The sequence below is a fragment of the Streptomyces sp. NPDC093089 genome (genome assembly GCF_044754405.1).
Taxonomy (GTDB): Bacteria; Actinomycetota; Actinomycetes; order Streptomycetales; family Streptomycetaceae; genus Streptomyces.
This window is the reverse complement of record NZ_JBIVPA010000008.1, coordinates 434,813-458,714: the sequence shown is the minus strand read 5'-3', so window position 1 is coordinate 458,714 and position 23,902 is coordinate 434,813. Positions and strand designations below refer to the sequence as shown.

The 23,902-nt window shown below is 75.0% G+C and carries 17 protein-coding genes; 10 read left to right on the top strand and 7 right to left on the bottom strand.

Annotated features, from left to right (window positions below):
• Window positions 1-1,488: 1,488 nt before the first annotated feature.
• On the bottom strand, window positions 1,489-2,196 hold the full coding sequence (locus ACIQFX_RS21505) for a glycosyltransferase family 2 protein (protein WP_402465596.1): 708 nt from the start codon (window positions 2,194-2,196) through the stop codon (window positions 1,489-1,491).
• A 262-nt stretch (window positions 2,197-2,458) separates the two neighbouring features.
• Here ACIQFX_RS21505 and ACIQFX_RS21500 point away from each other — a divergent pair, with 262 nt between their 5' ends.
• From ACIQFX_RS21500 to ACIQFX_RS21475, 6 genes are all read left to right on the top strand, one after another.
• Window positions 2,459-4,300 (top strand): glycoside hydrolase family 15 protein, encoded by a 1,842-nt coding sequence (locus ACIQFX_RS21500; RefSeq protein WP_402465593.1) that lies wholly within the window; start codon window positions 2,459-2,461, stop codon window positions 4,298-4,300.
• 43 nt (window positions 4,301-4,343) lie between these two features.
• Window positions 4,344-4,634 (top strand): hypothetical protein, encoded by a 291-nt coding sequence (locus ACIQFX_RS21495; RefSeq protein WP_402465590.1) that lies wholly within the window; start codon window positions 4,344-4,346, stop codon window positions 4,632-4,634.
• An 80-nt stretch (window positions 4,635-4,714) separates the two neighbouring features.
• Entirely contained in the window at window positions 4,715-5,788 is a 1,074-nt protein-coding gene (locus ACIQFX_RS21490; RefSeq protein ID WP_402465587.1) for a phosphatase PAP2 family protein, read from the top strand.
• Between the two features lie 43 nt (window positions 5,789-5,831).
• On the top strand, window positions 5,832-8,057 hold the full coding sequence (locus tag ACIQFX_RS21485; RefSeq protein ID WP_402465584.1) for an NADP-dependent isocitrate dehydrogenase: 2,226 nt from the start codon (window positions 5,832-5,834) through the stop codon (window positions 8,055-8,057).
• A 94-nt stretch (window positions 8,058-8,151) separates the two neighbouring features.
• A complete protein-coding gene (locus tag ACIQFX_RS21480) occupies window positions 8,152-8,445 on the top strand; it encodes a hypothetical protein (protein ID WP_402465581.1) in 294 nt (97 codons plus the stop codon).
• A gap of 95 nt (window positions 8,446-8,540) precedes the next feature.
• A complete protein-coding gene (locus tag ACIQFX_RS21475) occupies window positions 8,541-10,001 on the top strand; it encodes a sigma-70 family RNA polymerase sigma factor (protein ID WP_402465579.1) in 1,461 nt (486 codons plus the stop codon).
• A 34-nt stretch (window positions 10,002-10,035) separates the two neighbouring features.
• Here the strand turns inward: ACIQFX_RS21475 and ACIQFX_RS21470 are convergent, their stop codons facing one another.
• From ACIQFX_RS21470 to ACIQFX_RS21455, 4 genes are all read right to left on the bottom strand, one after another.
• Complete coding sequence (locus ACIQFX_RS21470) at window positions 10,036-10,752, bottom strand: CAP domain-containing protein (protein WP_402465576.1); 717 nt, start codon at window positions 10,750-10,752, stop codon at window positions 10,036-10,038.
• 138 nt (window positions 10,753-10,890) lie between these two features.
• Window positions 10,891-11,763, bottom strand: coding sequence for a universal stress protein (locus ACIQFX_RS21465; RefSeq protein WP_402465574.1), 873 nt, complete (start codon window positions 11,761-11,763; stop codon window positions 10,891-10,893).
• Window positions 11,764-11,991: 228 nt separating this feature from the next.
• Window positions 11,992-13,473 (bottom strand): acyl-CoA dehydrogenase, encoded by a 1,482-nt coding sequence (locus tag ACIQFX_RS21460; protein WP_402465572.1) that lies wholly within the window; start codon window positions 13,471-13,473, stop codon window positions 11,992-11,994.
• A 279-nt stretch (window positions 13,474-13,752) separates the two neighbouring features.
• On the bottom strand, window positions 13,753-14,208 hold the full coding sequence (locus ACIQFX_RS21455; RefSeq protein ID WP_402465570.1) for an RrF2 family transcriptional regulator: 456 nt from the start codon (window positions 14,206-14,208) through the stop codon (window positions 13,753-13,755).
• 618 nt (window positions 14,209-14,826) lie between these two features.
• On the opposite strand from ACIQFX_RS21455, the gene ACIQFX_RS21450 reads away from it, so the two are divergent.
• Complete coding sequence (locus ACIQFX_RS21450) at window positions 14,827-15,687, top strand: glutathione S-transferase C-terminal domain-containing protein (protein ID WP_402465567.1); 861 nt, start codon at window positions 14,827-14,829, stop codon at window positions 15,685-15,687.
• A 220-nt stretch (window positions 15,688-15,907) separates the two neighbouring features.
• Here the strand turns inward: ACIQFX_RS21450 and ACIQFX_RS21445 are convergent, their stop codons facing one another.
• Window positions 15,908-16,945: an NAD-dependent epimerase/dehydratase family protein gene (locus tag ACIQFX_RS21445; protein WP_402465565.1), complete on the bottom strand. Its 1,038-nt coding sequence runs from the start codon at window positions 16,943-16,945 to the stop codon at window positions 15,908-15,910.
• A 141-nt stretch (window positions 16,946-17,086) separates the two neighbouring features.
• Between ACIQFX_RS21445 and ACIQFX_RS21440 the strand changes: the two genes are divergently transcribed.
• Both ACIQFX_RS21440 and ACIQFX_RS21435 read left to right on the top strand, forming a co-directional pair.
• Window positions 17,087-17,368 carry a DUF5133 domain-containing protein gene (locus tag ACIQFX_RS21440; RefSeq protein ID WP_402465562.1) on the top strand — a complete coding sequence of 94 codons (282 nt, stop codon included), beginning with the start codon at window positions 17,087-17,089 and terminating at the stop codon, window positions 17,366-17,368.
• A gap of 142 nt (window positions 17,369-17,510) precedes the next feature.
• A complete protein-coding gene (locus ACIQFX_RS21435) occupies window positions 17,511-20,087 on the top strand; it encodes an ATP-binding cassette domain-containing protein (RefSeq protein WP_402465560.1) in 2,577 nt (858 codons plus the stop codon).
• 277 nt (window positions 20,088-20,364) lie between these two features.
• On the opposite strand, the gene ACIQFX_RS21430 is transcribed toward ACIQFX_RS21435, so the two are convergent.
• Window positions 20,365-21,582, bottom strand: a complete 1,218-nt coding sequence (locus tag ACIQFX_RS21430; protein ID WP_402465558.1) for a D-alanyl-D-alanine carboxypeptidase family protein — start codon at window positions 21,580-21,582, stop codon at window positions 20,365-20,367.
• 325 nt (window positions 21,583-21,907) lie between these two features.
• Here ACIQFX_RS21430 and ACIQFX_RS21425 point away from each other — a divergent pair, with 325 nt between their 5' ends.
• Entirely contained in the window at window positions 21,908-23,839 is a 1,932-nt protein-coding gene (locus ACIQFX_RS21425) for an NAD-binding protein (protein WP_402465645.1), read from the top strand.
• Window positions 23,840-23,902 lie beyond the last annotated feature (63 nt).

Below are 23,902 nucleotides of genomic sequence, written 5' to 3'. Positions count from 1 at the left end.
GTCGTACACCGACACCACCACGTGCCGCCGCCCCGTGTGGTGGGGGGGCGGGGGGGGGGCCCCGCCCCCCCCCGCCCCGGGCCCCCCCCCCCCCGCGGGGCCCGCCCCCCCCCCGCCCCCGGCCCGGGGCCCCCCCCCCGCGCCCGCCGCGCCCCCCCCGGCCCCCCCCGGGGCCCCCCCCCCCCCGGCGGGCGGCCCCCCCCGGGCCCCCCCCCCCCCCCGCCCCCCCCCGCGGGGGGGGGGGGGGGGGGGGGGGCCCCCCGCCCCCCCACGGCACGGGGCCGCGAACCTCCGGCGGGCCGCTCCCGCTCCCGTACCGCGTCGAGGATCCGCTCCGCGGCGACGGCCGCGACCAGGGACGGAGCCCGCCGGCCGTCGAGCCGGGCGACCCGGGGGAGTTGCCGCGCCCAGCGGCGGTAGCGGGGCCAGGAGCGGGCCGGACGACCGGCGGTGTCGTCCTGGCCGCGGCCCCGCGGGGTGTCGGGTCCGGTGTCCACGAGCAGCGTCAGACCGTAGCGGTCGGCGATCCGGCGGAAGGCACCCGCCTCCCGGGAGCGGGCCGGCGGGTCGAACGCCACCAGTTCGTCCAGCGGGCCCCGGTCGGTCAGGACCACCGCCCGGCCGCCGCGCGCCCGCTTCCTCACCAGGGTCCGCGCCGCCGCGATGCGGGCCGTGAGCTCGAAGGCGTGCAGGAACGCGTGGGCACGGTGCTGCCTGGATCCCCGGCGCTCGGGATCCTTGGCGCGCCGTGCCCACACGCCCCCGCCCGGTTCCCCCGCATCCCTCACCCGGGGGGAAACCGGGAACCCGTGGCACAGGAAGCAGCCGTGACCGCGTGCGGAGACGACGGTCAGGCCGCGTTCACGGAGCAGCGTTCCGATCCGTACGACCAGCGCGGACCTGGCGGATCCCGCGGGCCCGGACACGGCGACCAGGAGGGCGCCCCGCGCGGCCGCCATCACGGCTCGCCCCCTCGGGGGAGGGCGCGGGCCGTAAGGCGGCGCACGGGCACGCGGACGAGCGGTGCGTGGGGTCGGGCCGAGCCGTCGGCAGCGGGACCGTCCGGGCCGTCCGCGCCGCCTGGGCCGCCGGAACCGCGCCGCCGCGCGGCGTGCGTGCGGACCGTACGGGCGCGTCGGCGACGGGCTGCTCCGCGCGGCCTGCACGTCCTGCTCAGGGGCGGGGCGGCGGCACGGATCCGGTCGGAGCTCCGGCGGGCCGGGTGCGGGGTCGGGCGGTGCGGGGAGGGGCAGGGCGAACGGCGGCGGGCCTCGGCCAGGGGCCAGTCGGTCACCCGCCGCAGGGGATGCGGCGCGGGTGCCGCCGGCGTTCGGCTGATGGGGAGGGAGGTCACGACGAGCCTCTTCCGGCAACCGACCCTACCGAGGGCCTGGTGAGAGCTGAGCTGATCCGTTCTGAAACGTCCGTCCCGGGGCGCTGATCCGGAAATAGCGCTGTATCCAGCCTTAGCCTCCCGGGGGTGATTCGTCAACCGGAGGAGCCGCGGAAGGAGCCGTGGGCGAGGCGCGACAGCGCGTTGTGCGGGCGCTCGTCGAGGAGCGTGCCGAGGATGCGGGCGCCGTCGCGGACGGTGCGGAGGCGCGAAGCCCCGTGGCGGCACGGGAGTTCGCGGCTCGGCACCTCGGCCACCCGCAGGCCGTAGTGCAGCGCGTGCGCGACGAGTTCCGCCCCGAGTTCGACACCGTCCTCGCGGAGGTCGAGGAGATCGACGAACGAGCGGCGGAAAGCGCAGAAGCCGTACCAGAGATCGGTCAGCCGCTGACCGTAGAGCCGGCGCGCGACGCGCAGCAGGGCGCGATGCCCGAGACGCCGGACCAGCGAGGAGGCGGCGACGTCCCCGCCCGCGATGAAACGCGATCCCTTGACGAAGTCGTAGCCGTTCTCCAGGTAATGCAGGAAATGCGGGATCTCGTCCGGCGACATGCTGCCGTCGGCGTTCATCAGCACGATCAGGTCCCCGGTGGCCGCGAGCAGTCCCGCGTGCGGGGTGTCGCCCTTCTCGAAGTCCCAGGCCCCCACGCTCCGCACGGTCAGGTCCGGGCGCGCGATCCGCCCGCCGGCGGGTGCGCCGACCAGCACCACCTCCCGCACGCTGGACGGCACCTGGCCGAGGAGCGTGTCGAGGTCCCGTCCCCGATCGCCGCGCCCGGGGCGGATCGTGAGGACCAGGCTCACCGCGCGCTCACCGGCCCCGGGTTCCCGGTCGGTCGACCGGCGAAGGGGGTGCGAATCGCTACTCATCGGTACGGCCTTCCGCGCTGCGGACCCGCGACTTCCAGAATCCTGCGCGAAGGGCGAAGGCGTCAAGAAAAGCGGAAGAACATGCGGCCGACCGCGAAGGAATGACCCCGGCGGAATCCCTTGGAGAAGCGGGTGATTTCACTCGGGGCGACTGCTCGTTTATACAAGCGCCCCCTTGCGGGCATACAATCCCGTCATGGCAGGGCGAATTGAAGACTACGCCCTCGTCGGTGACCTGGAGACAGCCGCGCTCATCGGTACCGACGGGTCCGTCGACTGGTGGTGCGCACCCCGCTTCGACTCGCCCGCCTGCCTCGCGGCCCTCCTCGGGGACCCCGGACACGGCCGGTGGCTCCTCGCCCCCGTCGGCGAGACCCGCTGCACGCGCAGGAGTTACCGGGGCGACACGCTCGTCCTCGACACCGTCTGGGAGTCCCTCTCCGGAACAGTCCGGGTCACCGACTTCATGCCGCCGCGCGACCTCGACGAAGGCGCGCCGACGATCGTCCGCGTCGTCGAGGGGATCAGCGGACGGGTCGCCATGCGCGGCGAGTCGAGGGTCCGCTTCCACCACGGCAGCATCGTGCCCTGGACCCGCTCCGTGGACCGCCGCACCGTCGTGTCCGTCGCCGGACCCGACGCCGCCTACCTCTCCTGCGGCCCCGGCGTCGAACCCGCCGTCAGCGCCGACCGGACCACCTTCGACTTCACCGTCACGGCCGGGCGCCGCGTCGCGTTCACCCTTGGCTGGCGCCCCTCGCACGCGCACGCGCCGCCCGCCGCCCCGCCCGCCGCGATCGACGCCGCCCTCACCCGCACCCTCGCCTTCTGGAACGACTGGGCCGCCACGCTCCGTTACGACGGCCCCGCCAGGGACGCCGCCATCCGCTCCCTGCTCACCCTCAAGGCCCTGACGTACGCCCCCACCGGCGGCGTCGTCGCGGCGGCCACCGCCTCGCTCCCCGAGTCCATCGGCGGCCGGCGCAACTGGGACTACCGCTTCTGCTGGCTGCGCGACTCCACCTTCACCCTCTCCTGCCTGCTGCGCGGCGGCTACCGCAGGGAGGCGCTGGCCTGGACGGAGTGGCTGCTCCGCGCCGTCGCGGGCGACCCCGCCGACCTCCAGCCGCTGTACGGGGTCGAGGGGCAGCGCCGGCTCCCCGAGACGCACGCCGACTGGCTTCCCGGCTACGAGGGTTCACAGCCCGTCAGATTCGGCAACGCGGCCGTCGACCAGTTCCAGCTCGACATCTACGGCGAGGTGCTCAACACCGTCTACTCGGCCGTCCGGGCCGGCGTCGTCCTCGACCCACCGGCCTGGGCCCTGATCGCCGCGCTCCTGGAGTACCTCGGCGAACGCTGGCGGGAACCCGACGAGGGCATCTGGGAAGTCCGGGGCTCGCGCCGCCACTTCGTCCACTCCAAGGTGATGTCCTGGGTCGCCGCCGACCGGGCCGTGCGCCTCGCCCGCGTCGCCGGACTGCGCGGCTCCGTGCACCGCTGGCAGGCGCTGCGCCAGGAGCTGCACGCGGAGATCTGCGCCCGGGGCTGGAGCGAGGACCAGGGGACGTTCACCCAGTCCTACGGAAGCCACGAGGTCGACGCCACCGCCCTGCTGATCCCCCGGCTCGGCTTCCTCCCCGCCGGGGACCCGCGGGTCCTCGGCACCGTGCGGGCGATGGAACGACTCGACGACCACGGGTTCCTGCGCCGGTACGGGGACGTGCGCGACGGCGGCACCCACGCCCTCGACGACCTCGGCGGCACCGAAGGCGCCTTCGTCGCCTGCACGTTCTGGTACGCCGACGCCCTCGCCATGACCGGCCGCCCCGACGAGGCCCGCACCGTCTTCGAGCGGGTCCTCGACATCCGCAACGACGTCGGCCTGCTCGCCGAGGAATGGGACCCGGTCGCCGCCCGCCAACTCGGCAACATGCCCCAGGCGCTCAGTCACGTGGCCCTGGTGAACACGGCGTTCACCCTGTACGGCACCCGCCGTCACGACCGCGACCGCTCCCGTCCCCTCGCTGTGGCATGATCGCGCCGACCCCGGCAGCGGGCCGGGGGACCAGGGGGTCGGAATGGACTGGCACGTCTTCGTCCCGGGCGCTTTCGCGCTCCTCTTCGCCGCCAGCGGCGCCGCCGCGGTCCGCACCGGCTGGATCTGGCCGTGGCTGCGGTCCCGGGTCTTCCGGACGGGCCTCCACGGCCGGGGCCAGCTGCTCATGGCCGCCGCCTTCGCCGTCCAGACGCTCTCCCCCTTCACCGACGACCGGGCCGTGAGCTCCGTCCTCGGCGTCGCGAGCGTGCTCACCCTGCTGACGGGCCTCGTGCTGCTCGTCCTCGGCGAGCGCCCGGGCCGCGAGCGCTGACGCGGGCGGTTCCCGCCGTCGGCATGTCGTTCGGGTGAGTCCAGCGGGCGGCCCGGCCGCGCGTGGGTTCGAATCGGGGCATGGCTCCCTACGACAGGCTCCGCGCCGGCGGTTCCCCGAGGCCGCTGGAGACCGGTGACACCTGGTGGTACGCCGCCGTGGCCGGCGAGACCGCCGGCTCCTTCAGCACCCGGGTCCGCACCCGGACCCGGCGTGCCTGCCTCGGGGCGGTCCTCCTCCTGACGGTCGTCTACGCGGGCCTCGTGCTCACCGCGACCGGCCGGCGCTGGGGCGACGCCGCCGTGACCGGCCGGCGCGCCGACACCGCCGCCGCCACCCTGCTGCGCGACCACCCCTCGCTCTCCGGCCTCACCACCTTCTCGCTGGCCGCCGGATGCGCCCTGCTCCTCGCCGTGGGGCTCATACGCAAGCGGTACGCGCTGACCGGGGCCGCGGCGGGCGCACTCGCCACGGCCCTCGCCGTCACCGGACTGCTCCAGCGCTTCGCACCCCGCCCCCGGCTCCTCGACACCGCCGGGGCGCTCGTCCCCAGCGGCTTCCCCAGCGTCCAGACCACGCTCGCCGTGGGCACCGCCCTCGGTCTCGTCCTCGTCGTCCCGTACCGGCTCCGGGCCCTCGCCGTCGGCGCCGGAACCCTCTGGGCCGCCGCCGTCGGCGCGTACACCATCGCCTCCGGACGGCACCGGCCCGGCGACGTCATCGCCGCCGCCCTCGTCGCCCTCGCCGTCGAATGCGGGCTCCTCGCCTTCCTCGCCCGCAAGGGCAAGGTCCGCCCCGGCCCCCGGCGCGGCCCCCTCCTGCCCGGCCTCCCGGTGACCGTCCCGCTCGCCCTGCTCGCCGCGGCCGGCCTCGGCGCCGGGTTCTGGCTGCTCGGCGACACCCTCGCCCTGCCCGCCACCGCCCCCTACGACCCCGCCGAGCTCCGGCTCGCCCACCGCTGCGGCCAGGCCCTCGCCGCCGGTGTGACGGCCGCCACCGGCCTCGTCCTGCTCGCCCTGCTGCGCCGCGTCGACGTGGACGGGGCCCCCACCCCGTACCGGCTCGGCGGGCCCTTCGTGGAGGCCGCGGGGGTGCAGCGCGAGAGCGAGCTCGTGGGGCCCTTTACCGAGGACCTCGATCACGAGATATCTTGATGTCGAGCAATCTCGCATACGCAGACGTGGAGCGGAGCACCCGGTGACTGACTCGACCATCATCTACACCCACACTGACGAGGCGCCTGCCCTGGCGACGTACTCGTTCCTGCCCGTGATCCAGGCGTATGCCTCGCAGGCCGGCGTCACGGTCGAGACGCGGGACATCTCCCTCGCCGGCCGCATCATCGCCGTCTTCCCCGAGTTCCTGGAGGAGGGCCAGCGCATCGCCGACGCCCTCGCCGAGCTCGGCGACCTGGCCAAGACGCCCGGCGCCAACATCATCAAGCTGCCGAACGTCTCGGCGTCCATCCCGCAGCTCAAGGCCGCCATCGCCGAGCTCCAGGCGCAGGGCTACGCCCTCCCGGACTACCCGGACGACCCGCAGACGGACCAGGACAAGGACGTCCGCGCCCGCTACGACAAGATCAAGGGCTCGGCCGTCAACCCGGTCCTGCGCGAGGGCAACTCCGACCGCCGCGCGCCCGGCTCGGTCAAGAACTACGCCAAGAACCACCCGCACCGCATGGGCGCCTGGACCCCCGAGTCCAAGACCAACGTCGCCACCATGAGCGAGAACGACTTCGCCTCCACGGAGAAGTCGGTCGTCGTCACCCAGGACGACACCCTGCGCTTCGAGTTCACCGCCGCCGACGGCACCACCAGCGAGCTCCGCGCCCCGCTGAAGGTCATCGCCGGCGAGGTCGTCGACGCCGCCGTCATGCGCGCCGCCGCGCTCCGCACCTTCCTGAGCGAGCAGGTCGCCCGCGCCAAGGCCGACGACGTGCTCTTCTCCGTGCACCTCAAGGCCACGATGATGAAGGTCTCCGACCCGATCGTCTTCGGCCACGTGGTCCGCGCCTTCTTCCCGGCCACCTTCGCCAAGTACGGCGAGGTGCTCACCGCCGCCGGCCTGTCCCCGAACGACGGCCTCGGCACCGTCCTGGGCGGCCTCGACGCCATCCCGCACGGCCTCGGCGCCGAGATCAAGGCCTCCTTCGAGGCCGAGCTGGCCGCGGGCCCGGCCCTCGCCATGGTCGACTCCGACAAGGGCATCACCAACCTGCACGTGCCGTCCGACGTCATCGTCGACGCCTCGATGCCGGCCATGATCCGCACCTCCGGCCACATGTGGGGCCCGGACGGCCAGGAGGCCGACACCCTCGCCGTCCTCCCGGACCACAGCTACTCCGGCGTCTACCAGGCCGTCATCGAGGACTGCCGCGCCCACGGCGCCTTCGACCCGGCGACCATGGGCTCCGTCCCGAACGTCGGCCTCATGGCGCAGAAGGCCGAGGAGTACGGCTCCCACGACAAGACCTTCGAGATCGCCCAGGCCGGCACCGTCCGCCTCGTCGACTCCGCGGGCAACGTCGTCCTGGAGCAGGAGGTCGCCGAGGGCGACATCTTCCGCGCCTGCCAGACCAAGGACCTGCCCATCCAGGACTGGGTCAAGCTCGCCGTCACCCGCGCCCGCGCCACCGGCGCCCCGGCCGTCTTCTGGCTCGACGAGAACCGCGCCCACGACGCGCAGCTCATCGCCAAGGTCGAGCAGTACCTGCCGGAGCACGACACCGAGGGCCTGGACATCAAGATCCTGTCCCCCGTCGAGGCCACGAAGTTCTCCCTGGAGCGCATCCGCCGCGGCGAGGACACCATCTCGGTCACCGGCAACGTCCTGCGCGACTACCTGACCGACCTCTTCCCGATCCTGGAGCTGGGCACCAGCGCCAAGATGCTGTCGGTCGTCCCGCTGATGGCGGGCGGCGGCCTCTTCGAGACCGGCGCCGGCGGCTCCGCCCCGAAGCACGTCCAGCAGCTCGTCAAGGAGAACTACCTCCGCTGGGACAGCCTCGGCGAGTTCTTCGCCCTGGCCGCCTCCTTCGAGCACCTCGCGACCACCACGGGCAACGCCCGCGCCCAGGTCCTCGCCGACACCCTCGACCGCGCCACCGGCACCTTCCTCAACGAGGACAAGTCGCCGACCCGTCGCATCGGTGGTATCGACAACCGCGGCAGCCACTTCTACCTGTCCTTCTACTGGGCCCAGGAGCTGGCCGCCCAGACCGAGGACGCGGAGCTGGCCAAGGCCTTCGCCCCGCTCGCCGAGACGCTGGCCGCCAACGAGCAGAAGATCGTCGACGAGCTGAACGCCGTCCAGGGCTCCCCGGCCGAGATCGGCGGCTACTACCAGCCCGACCCGGCCAAGGCCGCGGCCGTGATGCGCCCGTCCGCCACCTTCAACGAGGCCGTCGCGTCCCTCGCCTGACCCGCGCGCGCCCGTACCGCCCCGGCCGGAAACTCCTCCGGCCGGGGCGGTCCCGTCGGTGGCGCATCTCACCGCCTGGTGTGAACCTGGATGGATGAGCTGGGCATCTTGGACGACCGCCGGTGTGTACACCGGGCGAGGTGGGGTGCTGACCGACGAGGCCGGCGTCGTGACGGGCGATCTGACCGTGCACACGACCTGGGCCGAGCGCGAGGCACGAGTGGCCGTGCAGTACAGCGGCGCGTCCGACTGGTTCACCATGTCGGGCAGTCCCGTTCCGTGCGCGACGGAGGAGGAGAGCCGCGACCTGCACGACGCCGTCGTCGCAGCCGTCCGGGAGGGCCACGGGGCCACGGTCCCGACCCTGCCCGCGGCACCACCGGTGTAAGGTCCCCGGACACCACCGGAAGAAGTGTTATCCCTCCCGCTCCCACGGGTCTCCGAACGACGGGGGACTCGGACGAGGGATGAGGGAGCCAATCCATGCACAGCGACGAGCGCCGCACCACCGCCCTGGTGGAAGCGGCGAGGGCCGGTGACGAGCACGCCAGGGACGCACTGGTGCGCGCCTACCTGCCCCTCGTCCACAACGTCGTCGGCCGTGCCCTGGACGGCCACGCCGACACCGACGACATCGTCCAGGAGACGATGGTCCGCGCTCTCGACGGCCTCTCCGGCCTCCGCGACCCCGACCGCTTCCGCTCCTGGCTCGTCGCCATCGCCATGAACGGGATACGGCGCCGCTGGCGCGAACGCCAGCAGGCGCCGGTACCCGGCCTCGACCGCGCGTCGGACCTCGTCGACCCGGCCGGCGACTTCACCGAGCTCACCATCCTCCGGCTCGGTCTCTCCGGGCAGCGCCGCGACGTCGCCCGCGCCACCCGCTGGCTCGACGAGGACGACCGCGAACTCCTCTCCCTGTGGTGGCTGGAGGCCGCCGGGGAGCTGACCCGCGCCGAGGTCGCCGAGGGACTCGGCGGCATCTCCCCGCAGCACGCCGCCGTCCGCATCCAGCGCATGAAGGAACGCCTGGAGACCGGCCGGGCCGTGGTGCGCGCCCTGGGCGCCGTGCCGCCCTGCCCGGAGCTCACGGACATCCTCGCCGGCTGGGACGGCCGCCCCTCCCCGCTCTGGCGCAAGCGCGTCGCCCGCCACCTGCGCACCTGCGCCGCCTGCACCGACCGCGTGACCGGCCGCCGCGGACTCGCCCCGGTCGAGGGACTGCTCGTCGGCATCGGCCTCGTGCCCCCGCTCGCCGCCGCAGCCCTGCGGGGCACCGAGACCCTGGCCACCGAACCCGTCGCCTTCGAGGCCGCCTCCCGGTGGACACCGCTCACGCGCGCCTGCGTCGCCGGGGCCGCCGCCGTCGCCGTCCTCGGGGCGGTCGCCCTCCTCGTACCCCGGCAGCCCGACCCCCGACCCGCCCCCGCCCGGCCCGTCGCCGCACCCCCGCCCGCCACGACGACGACGGCCCCCGCCCCGTCGGCGACCGTCGCCGTCCCGACACTGACGACCCGGCCGCCGAAACCCCGCAGGACCACGCCCCCGGCGCCCCGGCCCACCGCCGAGGACCGGCTGACCGCGAAGGTCAACCGGCTCCGGACGGCCGCGGGCTGCGCCCCGCTGCACACCGACCCGCGGCTGGTCGCCGCGGCGCGCGCCTACGCCCGGGACATGGTCGCGCGCGGCTACTACGGGCACAGCAGCCCGGAGGGCGACTTCGCCGACGTGCGGATCACCGCCGCCGGGTACGACTGGAGCGCCTGGGCCGAGAACCTGGCCCGCGGTTCGTCCGACCCGGCGGCCGTCGTCGACGACTGGACCGACGGGGCGATGCACGAGGAGAACATGCTCGACTGCCGTTTCCGGGACACCGGCGTGGCGTCGGCGCCCGGTCCCCGCGGCACGATCTGGGTGCAGAAACTGGCGGCCCCCGAGTCCTGACGCGCTCGGAGCCCTCTCCGTTTCGGCCCCTTCCTCAGCGTCTGGTGCCGAAGTCCTGCACCCACCAGGGGCCGTTGGCGGTGAGTGTCACGCCGACTCCGATGTCCCTGAAGGCGCAGTTGAGGATGTTCGCCCGATGGCCCGGACTCTCCATCCAGTCCTCCATCGCGCGGGCCGGGGTCCGCGGTCCGCGGTGGATGTTCTCCCCCCAGGTCGACCACGCGTACCCGGCCCCCGTGATCCGGTCGCCCGCGTCGTGGCCCTCCGGGCTGTCGTGTCGGTAGTAGTCACGGGCCGCCATGTCGTCGGCGTGCCCCTGCGCGGCGGCGCGCAGACGGCCCTCCGTGCGGAGCGGACCGCAACCGGCCTTATCCCGCTCGGCGTTGGCGAGCGTGACGACCTCCTGGGCGTACCGCACCACCACGGCTCCGGCCGCCGCCGGCGCGGCGGCGGGCGTGACGGCCGCCGGGACCGCGGGCGCCGGCGAGGCCACGTACATCCCGGTCACCACCGTGAGCAGGGCCGCGGCGGCCCCGGTGAGGGTGACGGTGGTACGGAAGGACGGGCGGCGCACTGCCCGTCGCCCCGTTCCGCCGCTCCTGCGGTGCCGGCCGCCCGCGCGCGTCGACGCGTCCGCGCCGGAGAGCCGAGGGCGGTCGGGGCCGTCGGAGTGGCTCGGCTGCCCGGGACGGTCGTGGTGGTCGGAGGAGTCGGGACGGTCGTGGTGGTCGGGACGGTCGTGGTGCCGCATGGAGTTCCGCTCTCTCGCCGAGGTCGCCGGAGGGTCCGGTGCCGGTCGAGCCACCGGGGCGACGGCGGTAACACTTTCCTGACCGGGCCGCCCCGACACTCTCCGTCAACACGACGCGTCAATCCACGTCCGAGCCTTTCAGCCCTGCGGGATCACCGCCACCGGGCAGGGCGCGAGGTGGAGCGCCGCGTGGGCCACGGAACCGATGCGCGGGCCGATCGCGCCGCGCCGGGCGCGCCGACCGACCACCAGGAGCTGGGCGGCGCCCGACACGGAGAGCAACACCTGGCCCGCGCTGCCCAGTTCGACGTGCTCGGTCACCGGTACGTCCGGGTACCGCTCCCGCCAGGGGGCCAGGGCCTCGCGCAGCGCCTTCTCCTCGTACGGCACGAGCCCGCCGGCCTCGTCGGCGAGCCGCATCGACGCCGGGCTGTACGCGTAGAGGGACGGCAGGCTCCACGCACGGACGGCCCGCACCCCCGCCCCGCGCGCGGCGGCGGTCTCGAAGGCGAAGCGCAGGGCGGCGGCACTGTCCTCCGGGTCGCCGTGCTGGCCGACGAGCACGTACCCGGTGGGCGGTTCGGCCTGCTCGCCGTCGCGGGTGCGGACGGCCACCACCGGGCACGCGGCGGCGGCGATGATCTGCTGACCGTACGAGCCGAGCAGGAACCCGGCCACGGGGCCGTGCCCGCGCGAACCGATGACCAGCATCTCGGCGTCCTCCTCGGCGCCCAGCAGCGCGGCGACCGGGGTGTCGGGGAGGACCTCGGCCGAGAGCGCGACCTCCGGGTGGCGCTCCGCGATCGTCGCCTCGGCCTCGCGCAGCACGGCGAACGCGGCGCGCTGCTGGGTCTCGGGTTCCTGGACCAGCGGGATGTCGAGCGGCTCCCAGCGCCAGGCGTGCGCGAGACGTAGCGGCAGCCCCCGGTGGAGGGCCTCGCGGGCGGCCCAGTCGGCCGCGGCGAGGCTCTCCGGGGATCCGTCCACTCCGGCGACGATCTCACGACTCATCAGGTTTCCTCCGTCGATGCGGTGACGGGTCCCGCCGGCCGGCCGGACCCTGTTGCCTCCAGCTTGGGCCCATCGGCCGCTTGACGACAGGGCCGGACGTCCCGACATGCCGGACGTCCCGACTGGTCAGACGTCCTGACGTGCCGAACGTCCCACCTGGCCGGACGCCCTGACATGCCGGGCCGTCGGTCCTCTCGTGCGCGCCGTCGTCCGCACGCGGCGGCGGACTCAGGCCCGGAGGGTGAGCCGTGCGTGGGTGCCGTTGAGGTAGTGGTCCCCGATGTCGCGGAGCCGGTGGGCCGCCTGCGTGGGGGCGGTGAGGGCACGGGCGTTGCGCCAGAAGCGGTCGAAGCCCGGCCCGCCGCCCCGGGCGTCGGCGCCCGGGGCGTCGACGAGTTCGAGGATGCGGGTGGTGATGTGGACGGCCGCCCGCCCGCTGACCGTCTCGGCCGCCGCCACCAGGACGGCGATGTCGGCCCGTTCCTCCGGGCCGAGCGACCATCCGGCGAGCAGACCGCGCGCCAGGGCGTCCGTCGCCCGTTCCACCACCGCCGCGGCGGCGTGCGCGGCCGTTGCCAACTCCCCGTACGCGAGGAGGAGGTACGGGTCGTCGCCGGCCCCCGCCGGGGCGGCGCCTTCGGCGTCCGCCGGGCCGCCCGTCCCGTCGGCCGGTGCCGGTCCGGCCTGTCCGGCGCGGCTGATGTCCCGGGCCTCGGCGAGCGCGCCCTCGGCGATCCCGAGTCCGACGTGCACCAGCAGCAGCCGCAGGGCGAGCGGCGCGAGGGTGGTGAACGGGGCGACGGCGTGCTCGTCGTGGGGGAGCGTGCCCAGGACGTGCTCGGGTTCCACCGGCACGTGGTCGAAGGTGACGGTCCCGGCTCCGGCCAGCCGCTGCCCGACCCGGTCCGTCCCCGCGTCCGTGAACACCCCGGGATGCGCAGGGTCCACGAGCACGACGAGCAGGTCGCCGGTGCCACCGGGGCGGGCGCCGACGACGAGCCGGTCGGCCACGGTCACGCCGGAGGCGAACGAGCGGCGCCCGTCGAGCACCCAGCCGCCGCCCCCGGTGCCTTCGGCGGGGGTGAGCGTGAGCCCCTGGCCGGTCCCGCCGTGGGGCGGTTCGATGCCGCCGGCGAGCACCCAGCGCTCCTCGGACGTACAGACGTCGAGGGCGAGCGGGGCCCGGGCGGTACGCGGCGCGCCGGCCGTCCGCCCGGTGCGGGGTGCGCGCGGTGCCGCGGTCCTCGGCGGGTCGCCGCCGCCGTCCTCGCCGGGGTCCGCGTCGGAGCCTACTGCGGGGTCCTCGTCGGGGTTCTGGGCGGGCGCGGGCTCCTCGGCCGGCGCCGGGCCGAAGAAGCGGCTGCTCCAGGACAGCGCGTAGTGGTGGGCGAGGAGTTCGCCCACCGAGCTGTCGGCGGCGGCTATCTCGCGCACCACGGCGCACGCGGCGCGCCAGTCGGCACCGCGCCGGGTCGGCCCGGGGGCCGTGAGCAGCGCGGGCAGTCCCGCTTCCTGGAGGCGGGCGACCTCGTCGAACGGCGCCTTGCCGGCGCGGTCCCTGGCGAGGGCGTCGACGGCGAGGTCGTCGGCGAGTTCACGGGTGACGCGGGGCCAGATCTCGTCGTCCGCGGGGCGGTCGACGAGCCGGACGGCCGGTGCGGAGGCGGTGCGTAGGGCGGGTCTCTTCGGCGATTTCCTCGGCGTGCTCACGTCACCTCACCTGATCTCTCGTATCCCCACTGGAACAGTAGGGATAGTGGCAGAGGTGAAGGTCCGGCCCCAAGGGGCGTCCGCGAGCTGGACAAGGTCGTCTTGATCACTGAGACCGTGCCGGATCGACGCAGGTGGGCGTGGCCCGGCAGTGGCTCGGTCGTGGTCGAAGCGGCACGATGCGGCTCGACGGGCGGGGCGCGGTTCAGCCTCGGGCCGCGCGGTTCGGTCTCGGGTCATGGTGGGGCCGCGTCGTTCCGTGCGGGTCCGCTCCGCCCGTCAGGGGTTGGTCCAGGCCTCCGGGTCGTCGGCCAGCGCGATGACGCCGGCCGGCAGCTCTGCCGCCGCCACCTCGGCGAGCGAGACCCCGAGCACCTCGCGGACACCGGCCCGCAGGGCGATCCACAGCGTGAGCAGCGACTCGGCCGGCCCCGTGTACGACAGGTCCGGCGGGCGCTCCCCGCGGACGGAGACCAGGGGGCCGTCCACGCAGCGGATGACGTCCGCGACGGAGATCGTCTCCGCGGGCCTGGCGAGCCAGTAACCGCCGTTGCCGCCGCGCTGGCTCTGCACGAGACCGCCCTTGCGCATGTCGCCGAGGATCCCCTCCAGGAACTTGTGCGAGATGCCCTGGCCCTCGGCGATGGCCTCGGCCTTCAGCGGCCCCGAATCCTGGGAGGCGGCGAGCTGGAGGGCTGCCCGCACCGCGTAGTCGGCCTTGGCTGAAATGCGCATGCGCGCATTATTCCGTACGGCCGCGAGCGGACGCCGCACACCCGGCCGACGCGCTGCGGTCGGCGCGGAGGCGCGCGAACTCCGGTCGGCGCGGAGGCGCGTACGGCGCCGACGGGACCGGCTTCGGCCGATCGGGTCGCCGATCCGGTGCTCGGCCGTACCGCACCCTTGACGCCACCGATGGGCGGCCGGACACTCGAGGACGGGGAAACCGAGCGAACGGGTAGGGAACCATGGGACGCAGCGGCCGGCGGGACACGTCACACGCCGCGCCCCTCCCGCGCTCCCTGCCCCTCACGTCCCGCCGTCACATCGATCTGCTGCGGGTCTGCAGCGCCGCCTAGCCCGACCGGCAGCACACCGCCCGGTCGCGCCCCGCCGGGGCCACCGTTCCGTCCGCCCGCGCCGCCCGGAGCCTTCCGGGGGATCCGGGACCGGCGCTCGGAAGGCCACCCCGCCCGGTACGGCGCCGCGCCGCGGTCCGCCCGCACCGCCTCCCCGCACCCTTCCCGTACCTCTGCCGCCTCCGTCACCGCGCAGGTGCCGTTCGCCGTGCCCGGCGACCGGTGCCTCGGGGCCCCGCCCGGACCCGGCACCGAGCACCCTTAAGGGAGAAGCATGTCCGTCGTCCCGTCCTCGCTCCTGCCCGCCTCCGCCGCGCCCGCCTTCCGCGGCCGGATCGGCCGCGACGCCGCCAGCGGCCACTACGCCGTCCCGCACCGCTACCGCCTCCACGTGGCCCCCTCGGACCCCGGCTGTCTGAGGATCGCCGTGACCCACGCCCTGCTCGGACTCGACGACACGCTCCCGCTCGCCGTGCTGCCCGAGACCCCCGACACTCCCGACGGCGGACACGCCGCCCTCCGCCCGCTGTACGAGGCCAGCGCCCACCTCTACGACGGTCCGGCCGCCGCCCCCGTCCTGAGCGACGGCTGGACCGGACGGATCGTCAGCACCCACGTCCCCGACATCCTCCGCGACCTCGCCCTCCGCTTCCGCGGCGAAGGCCCCGACCTGCTGCCCGCCGAGCGGCGCCGCGAGATCGACGCCCTCTCCGACCTGTGCGAGCGGAGCGTCAACCGGGCCGCCCAGCGGGCCGGTGAACTCGGCATCGACGGCGCGGCCGCCCACCGCGACCCGCTGGCCGTCCTCTTCGGCGCGCTCGGCCGCCTCGAACGCCGGCTCGCCCGTTCGCCGTACGTGCTCGGCGACGCGCCGACCGCCGCCGACGTGCACGTCTGGGTCACCCTCGTCCAGCTCGACACCGTCCACCGCTGGCACCTGGACGCCGCCGCCATGGACCGCGTCGCGGGCCACCCGGCCCTGTGGGCCTACGCCCAACGCCTCGCCGCGCAGCCCGAGTTCGCCCGTTGCCTCGACGTCGACGCCGTCCTCCGCCGCCACCACGCCCACTGCCGCGGCCGCGAGGCCGCCGGCGCGGGCATCAGGATCGTCGACTGGTCGGCGGATCCCCGCTGACGGTCCCTGCCGTGCCGCATCCGTCGGCGGGTCCTGCTGACGGTCCCTGCCGCACCGGATCCGTCGGCGGGTCCTGCTGACGGTCCCTGCCGCACCGGATCCGTCGGCGGGTCCTGCTGACGGTCCTTGCCGCACCGGATCCGTCGGCGGGTTCCCACTGACGGTCTACGCCACGCGGCATTCGTCAGCGGGAACCCGATGACGCCACCGCCACACCGGATCAGCCGATCCGGTGACCCGCCAGCGGCTCCGTGTCGTCGCCCGCACCCGACCTGACCCCGCGCAGGAACGCCGCCAGGGCCTCCTCGGCGGTCGCCGACGGTTCCCAGTCCAGCTCCCGGCGCGCCCGCTCGGTGGCGAGCAGCGGAAGCTGCCTGAGTGCCTCGAACAGCCCGGGGGAGGCCGGGACGAGGCGCATCCGCCAGGCCGCCGACAGGGCGCCGCGCACCGCTCCGGCGGGCACCTTCACGGGCCGCGCGTGCAGCAGCCGGCCCAGCGCCGCCGCGTCGAGCACCGGCTCGGCGGCGAGGTTGAACGCGCCGCGGACGTCCCGCAGGAGCGCCCTGCGGTAGGCGTCCGCGGCGTCGTCCGTGTGCAGGACCTGGAACCGCAGCCCGTCGAACTCCGGTACCAGCGGCAGCAGATCGGGCCGCATCAGCTGACCGGGGAAGAACCGCCCGGCGAAGATCCGCCGCTGCCCGCTGGCCGACTCCTCCTTGAAGAGGAACGCCGGGCGCATCCGCACCACCCGGATCTGCGGGTGATCGCGCTCGAAGGTGTCGAGGACCCGCTCCAGATAGGCCTTCTCCCGGGTGTACGCGGCGCCGGGCCAGCCGTGCGTCGGCCACGCCTCGGACACCGGGGCGCCGCCCGCCGGACCGGGGGAGTACGCGCCCACCGAGGAGGCGTGCACGAGCACCGGCACCCGCGCCGCGGCGACCGCGTCGAACACCCGCACCGCGCCGAGCACGTTGGTCCGCCAGGTCTCGACCGGATCGTGCGTCGGCCCGAACCGCCAGGCGAGGTGGACCACGGCGTCCGCGTCCGCCACGTACTGCGCCAGCCGGGGTTCGTCCCCGTCCCGCGACAGGTCCACCTCGGCCCACTCCACGCCCGGCAGCTCAAGGCCCGGTCGGCGCCGGGCGAGCCCGAGGACCGATCCGACCCGCGGTTCGGCCGACAGGATCCGTACCAGACTCGTCCCCACATTGCCGGTGGCGCCGATGACGACCACCCGCTGCATCGTGCTCGGGTTCATGTCCTCGACCCTCCGCCATGGGCGGCGCGAGCGCACCCGGAGCGCCCGGCCGAGCGGCACCGTCACTCATCGTGTCCATGTCGGTCGCGAGGGTGGCCGACGGCCGGGACTATGGAGCGACGTAGGAGACAGGAGAACCCCATGCTGCTGCCCGACAGGAACACGGTCGACCGGCTGCTCCGCCACTACCGCGCCCAGGAGCGGACCGTGCTGGCCAGCCCGTGCGACCCGTCGGCGCGCCGCCGCTTCGAGGACACGGTGTACACCCTGTGCGTCCTGATGGGAGAGCGCACCGCCCGCGAGGCCGTGCACGCGGCCGAGCGCTACGTCACCGGGGTCCTGCCCACCGCGCCCCGGCCCACCGCGTCCCGGCCCACAGGGCCCCGACCCAGCGCGCCCAGGTACCCCTGGCACATAGGCTGACCGGCCCGGTCGCGGTCCGGCGTCGACAAGCGCGGCCCCCGGGCCGCGGTTAGCGTGGCGGGGTGCGTCGCGCGCCGTCCGGTGCCGGGTGCGGCAGGGCGCGCCGGCGCACGTATCGGCCCGCCCGGCGGATGGAGACACGATGACCAAGGCCCGCAGGACGGACACCGCGCGGGCGGGCACCGCGAAGTCCGCCGCCAAGGCCGCCACGGCCAAGACCGCCACGGCGAAGTCCGCCGCCAAGACCGCCACCGCGAGGACCACCACCACGAGGGCCGGTGCGGCGAAGTCCGCGTCCGCGAAGTCCGCGTCCGCGAAGGCCGGCACCGCCGGGTCGTCCGCCGCCGGGCCGGCCCGGGGCGAGGTCGGGCCGCACGCCGCCGACCGGCAGAACCTGATCCGGGTGCACGGGGCGCGGGTGAACAACCTCAAGGACGTCAGCATCGAGATCCCGAAGCGGCGGCTCACCGTCTTCACCGGCGTCTCCGGCTCGGGCAAGAGCTCCCTCGTGTTCGACACGATCGCCGCCGAGTCGCAGCGGCTGATCAACGAGACGTACAGCGCGTTCGTCCAGGGGTTCATGCCCACGCTCGCGCGTCCCGACGTCGACGTCCTCGAAGGGCTGACCACCGCGATCATCGTCGACCAGCAGCGGCTCGGCGCCGATCCCCGCTCCACGGTCGGCACCGCCACCGACGCCAACGCGATGCTCCGCATCCTCTTCAGCCGCCTCGGGAAGCCGCACGTCGGCCCGCCGAGCGCGTACGCCTTCAACGTCCCCTCGGTACGGGCCAGCGGCGCGATCACCGTCGAACGCGGTGACAAGAAGACCGTCAAGGCGACGTTCAGCCGCACCGGCGGCATGTGCCCGCGCTGCGAGGGCCGCGGCACCGTCTCCGACATCGACCTCACACAGCTGTACGACGACTCCGCGTCGCTCGCCGACGGCGCGCTCACCATCCCCGGCTACACCCCGGGCGGCTGGAACCACCGGCTCTACAGCGAGTCGGGCTTCGTCGACCCGGACAAGCCGATCCGCCGCTACACCAAACGGGAACTCCACGACTTCCTGCACCACGAACCGGTCAGGATGAAGATCGCGGGCATCAACATGACCTACGAGGGGCTGATCCCGCGGATCCAGAAGTCGTTCCTGGCCAAGGACAAGGAGGGGATGCAGCCGCACATCAGGGCGTTCGTCGAGCGCGCCGTCACCTTCACCGCCTGCCCCGACTGCGACGGCACCCGCCTCGCCGAGGGCGCCAGGTCGTCGAAGATCAAGCGGAAGAGCATCGCCGACGTCTGCGCGATGCAGATCAGCGACCTCGCCGACTGGGTCCGCGACCTCGACGAGCCTTCGGTGGCCCCCCTGCTCACCGCGCTCCGGGAGACCCTCGACTCGTTCGTCGAGATCGGCCTCGGCTACCTCTCCCTCGACCGGTCGTCCGGCACGCTGTCGGGCGGCGAGGCGCAGCGCGTCAAGATGATCCGCCACCTCGGCTCCCCGCTCACCGACGTCACCTACGTCTTCGACGAGCCCACCACCGGCCTGCACCCCCATGACATCAACCGCATGAACGACCTGCTCCTGCGCCTGCGCGACAAGGGCAACACGGTGCTCGTCGTGGAGCACAAGCCGCAGACGATCGCCGTCGCCGACCACGTCGTCGACCTCGGCCCGGGCGCCGGCACCGCGGGCGGCTCCGTCTGCTTCGAGGGCACCGTCGAGGGGCTCCGGGCCGGCGACACGGTCACCGGCCGCCACTTCGGCGACCGCGCCGCCCTCAAGGACACCGTGCGGGAGCCCACCGGCGCCCTGGAGATCCGGGGCGCGACCGCGCACAACCTGCGGAAGGTCGACGTCGACATCCCGCTCGGCGTGCTCTGCGTGGTCACCGGCGTCGCCGGCTCCGGCAAGAGCTCGCTCGTGCACGGGTCGATCCCGGCCGGCGAGGACGTCGTGTCGGTCGACCAGGGCGCGATCCGCGGCTCGCGCCGCAGCAACCCGGCGACGTACACGGGTCTGCTCGACCCGATCCGCAAGGCGTTCGCCAAGGCCAACGGGGTGAAACCGGCCCTGTTCAGCGCCAACTCCGAGGGCGCCTGCCCCACCTGCAACGGCGCCGGCGTCATCTACACCGACCTCGCGATGATGGCGGGCGTCGCCACCACCTGCGAGGACTGCGAGGGCAGGCGGTTCCAGGCCTCCGTGCTCGAATACCGCCTGGGTGGCCGCGACATCAGCGAGGTCCTCGCCATGCCCGTCGCCGAGGCCGAGGACTTCTTCGGCGCCGGGGAGGCCCGCACCCCGGCCGCGCAGCGCGTCCTGGAGCGGCTCTCCGACGTCGGGCTCGGCTACGTCTCCCTCGGCCAGCCGCTGACGACGCTGTCCGGCGGCGAACGGCAACGGCTCAAGCTGGCCACGCACATGGCGGAGAAGGGCGGCGTCTACGTCCTCGACGAGCCGACCACCGGCCTCCACCTCGCCGACGTGGAGCAGCTCCTCGGCCTGCTCGACCGCCTCGTCGACTCCGGCAAGTCGGTCATCGTCGTCGAGCACCACCCGGCGGTCATGGCCCACGCCGACTGGATCATCGACCTCGGCCCCGGCGCCGGCCACGACGGCGGCCGCATCGTCTACCAGGGCCCGCCCGCCGCCCTCGTCGCCCGTCGCTCCACCCTCACCGGCGAGCACCTCGCCCAGTACGTCGGCGCCTGACCGTCAGCCGCGCCGGGGTACGCGCGCACGTGGGCGCACGCACCCGCGCCGAAGCGCGACGGACGTCCCGGCGCGCGCTCACGAAGGTCCGCCGTGCGGCGCCGGGCCGCCGTGGTCACGAAGGTCACGAAGGTCCGCCGTGCGGCGCCGGGCCGCCTGGTCACGAAGGTCACGAAGGTCCGCCGTGCGGCGCCGGGCCGCCTGGTCACGAAGGTCACGAAGGTCCGCCGTGCGGCGCCGGGCCGCCGTCGTCACGAAGCCGCGCCTCGCCGGTGGGTCAGCCCCGCTGGGCCGTCCTGCGCCGCCACGCCCAGAGGGCGATCGCCGCCGCGAAGGCCGAGGCCACCAGGGCCAGTGGCAGGCCGGCCGACGGCGCCTCGTCCTCCTCCACCGTCCCTGCCGCAGGAGGCCCGGCCGCGGCGCGCGCGGGGCCGGCCGCCGGAGCGCCCCGGTCGGCGCCGGCCACCGTGACGGCACGGGCGGCGGGCTCGGCCGCGGTCTTCGTCCGCGCGGGGATCAGCGAGCCCACCGGCCGGACCCGGCCCGCGGCCTCGAAGCCCCAGTCGAGCAGCGAACGGGCCTCCTCGTACACGGCGAGACCGCCGCCGTCCTGCGGGTTCATCACCGAGACGACGAGGGTCCGGTCGCCGCGCTTGGCAGCGGAGATCAGGGTGTTGCCCGCGTTGCTGGTGTAGCCGTTCTTGATCCCGAGGAGCCCGGGGTAGCGGGCGACCCCGTCCGCGCCGGTCAGGAGGCGGTTGGTGTTGGCGATGCCGTAGGACCAGGAGCCCGCGGGAAAGTTCGCGTACGGCGTCGAGCAGTACCGGGTGAACTCCGGGTCCTGGAGCCCGGTCCGCCCGAAGAGCGCCAGGTCGTACGCGGAGGACACCTGCTCCGGGGCGTCGTAGCCGTCCGGGGAGACCACGTGGGTGTCCCGGGCGCCGAGGGACCTGGCCTTCTCCTGCATCTGGCGGATCATGGAGTCCCAGCCGCCGTTCATCGCGGCCAGGACGTGGACCGCGTCGTTGCCCGAGCTGAGGAAGACCCCGTTCCACAGGTCCGAGACCTTGTACGTGTAGCCCTCCTTCACGCCGACGAGGCTGCTGCCCGCCCCGATCCCGGTCAGCTCGGCGTCGGCGACGGTGTGCCGCTCGGAGGGGTCGTGGTGGGGGAGCGCGGTGAGGGCGAACAGCGCCTTGAGGGTGCTGGCCGGAGGCAGCCTCCGGTGCGCGTTCCGCGCGGCGAGCACCTCGCCCGACGAGGCGTCAGCGACGACCCACGAGAGCGCCGACACCGAGGGCACCCTGGGCGCGCCCGGCAGGGGCTGCACCTGGGTGCCCTGCCGGTCGAGCCGGGCCGGGTCGACGTACTGCCGGGAGGGCGGCGTGGGTTCCCCGACCGCGTCGGTGGCGGCGACGGCCGCCGGAACCGGCAGGACGAACAGCAGCGCCGCGGTACCGGCGGCAGCATGACGGACAGCTGACGTGACGATCATGTCGGTCACGGTAGGAACGCGGTGCCGGCCGCGCAGATCGAAGTGCGCCGACCGGCGTAGCGAACGTGCCGTACGGGGGCGCGTCGTGCCGCCGCCCGGGTGGTGGACGGCCGCCCGGACCGCTGTCGGCGGCGCAGGGCATCCTTGTGACGTGCCCTCATACCCACGTCAGAGCAACGCCGTTCCGAACGGGACCCCGCCGGCCGGCCCGCCCGCCGGTTCCCTCCCCGGCCCCGCCCGTCCCGCGGGCGCGTCCACCGGAGGGCCGCTCGGCGTGCCCGGCTTCCGGACGGACCGTCAGGCCCGCACGGCGCCCGCCGGGCACATGGTCGTGTGCGGCGACGACGCCCTCGCCCACCGCCTCGCGCGCGAACTCCACGAGGTGTACGGGGAGCGGGTCACCCTCCTGGTGCCGGCGCCGCCGGTCGCTGCCGTGGCGCCCGCCGGCCGGACCGGCCGGGCACTGGCCCTGTTCGGGCGGGTGACCGCCGCCGTCACCCGCACCACCGGGGCCGGCCCGGCGGCCGGGACCGCCGACGGCGGCGAACCGGCCGGCACCCTGCGGGTCGTCGAGTCCGCGGAGGCGGACGACCGGGCCCTGACGGACGCGGGCGTCGAGCGGGCCGCCGCGCTCGCCCTGGTCCACGAGGACGACGAGGCCAACATCCGGGCCGCGCTCACCGCCCGCCGGCTCAACCCCCGGCTGCGGCTCGTCATCCGGCTGTACAACCGCAAGCTGGGACAGCACCTCGAAACCCTCCTCGACCAGGCCGCAGCCGTCGTGGAACCCGGCCTCGACCCCGAGAAGACCGACGCCGCCACCACGGTGCTCTCCGACGTCGACACCGCGGCCCCCGGGCTCGCCGCGGCCGCCGTCGCGGGCACCAGCAAGGTCGTCCAGGCCGGCGGGCTGCTGTTCCACGCGGTCGACCGGCCGCCCCGTGCGGGGCAGGCGCCCGACCCCGGCCTGTGCACGCTCGCGCTGCTCTCGGCCACCGCGGGCGACCCGGCTGGCTGCGAGGGTTCGGAGCACAGCGGCGACGCCGGCCCCCGGCTCCTCCCGGACGACCGCACGGTGGCCGCCGCGACCGGCCGCGCCGCCGTCACCCTCGAAGCGGTCACGGCGGCCGGCCCGGCCCTCCCGGCGACCCGCCTGGCCGCCTCGGCGCTGCCCGTCGGCTCGCTCTTCTCCCGTCGGCTGCGCTGGTCGTTCGGCGGCGCGGCCGCGGCCGTCCTCGCGCTGGCCCTCGCCCTCGCGTTCACCACCGGCGACCACCCGCTGCACGCCGCCTACCTGACGCTGCTCGACGTCTTCGCCATCGGCGACCCGGCCGTCGGCGAGCCGGCCGGCCGCCAGCTGCTCCAGATCCTCGCCGGGTTCGTCGGCCTGCTCCTGCTGCCGGTGATCGTCGCCGCCCTCCTCGAAGGGCTCGGCACCTTCCGCACGGCGACCACCCTGCGCCGGCCGCCGCGCGGCCTCTCCGGCCACGTGGTCCTCCTCGGCCTCGGCAAGGTCGGCACCCGCGTCCTGGCCCGGCTCCGCCGACTCGGGATCCCCGTGGTCTGCGTCGAGTCGGACCCGGAGGCCCGCGGCATCGCCGTCGCCCGCCGGCTGCGCGTGCCCACCGTCGTCGGCGACGTCACGGAGGAAGGCGTCCTGGAGGCCGCCAGGATCCACCGCGCCCACGCCCTCCTCGCCCTGACCAGCGTCGACATCACCAATCTGGAGGCCGCGCTCTCCGCCCGCGCCGTCACCCCCGACCTGCGGGTCGTCCTGCGCCTGTACGACGACGACTTCGCCACCGCCGTCTTCCGCACCCTGCGCACCGCCCACCCGGCGGCCGTCACCCGCAGCCGCAGCGTCTCCCACCTCGCCGCGCCCGCCTTCGCCGGGGCCATGATGGGCCGCCAGGTCCTGGGTGCCGTGCCCGTCGAGCGCCGGGTGCTGCTCTTCGCCGCCGTGGACGTCGCCGACCATCCCCTCCTGGACGGCCGGACGGTCGCCGACGCGTTCGTCCCCGGTGCCTGGCGGGTCATCGCCCTCGACGGCGCCGCCGGTGCCGCGTCCCGCACCGGCGCCGCGGACCCGGGGAGGGGCTGGCGGCTCGACCCGGAGCGGGTCCTCGTCCCCGGCGACCGGGTCGTCGTGGCTGCCACCCGTCGCGGCCTGGCCGAACTCCTGGGCAGGGGCGCCCTGAGCGGCCCACCGGGTGGCGGCGAAGGGGTGGACAACTCCGTACGAACGGAGGCGGGTTGACCGTAGGATCTGACCGCTCGCGTGCCGAACCGGCCCGCATCCGCAGTCAGGAGCCCCTTCCTT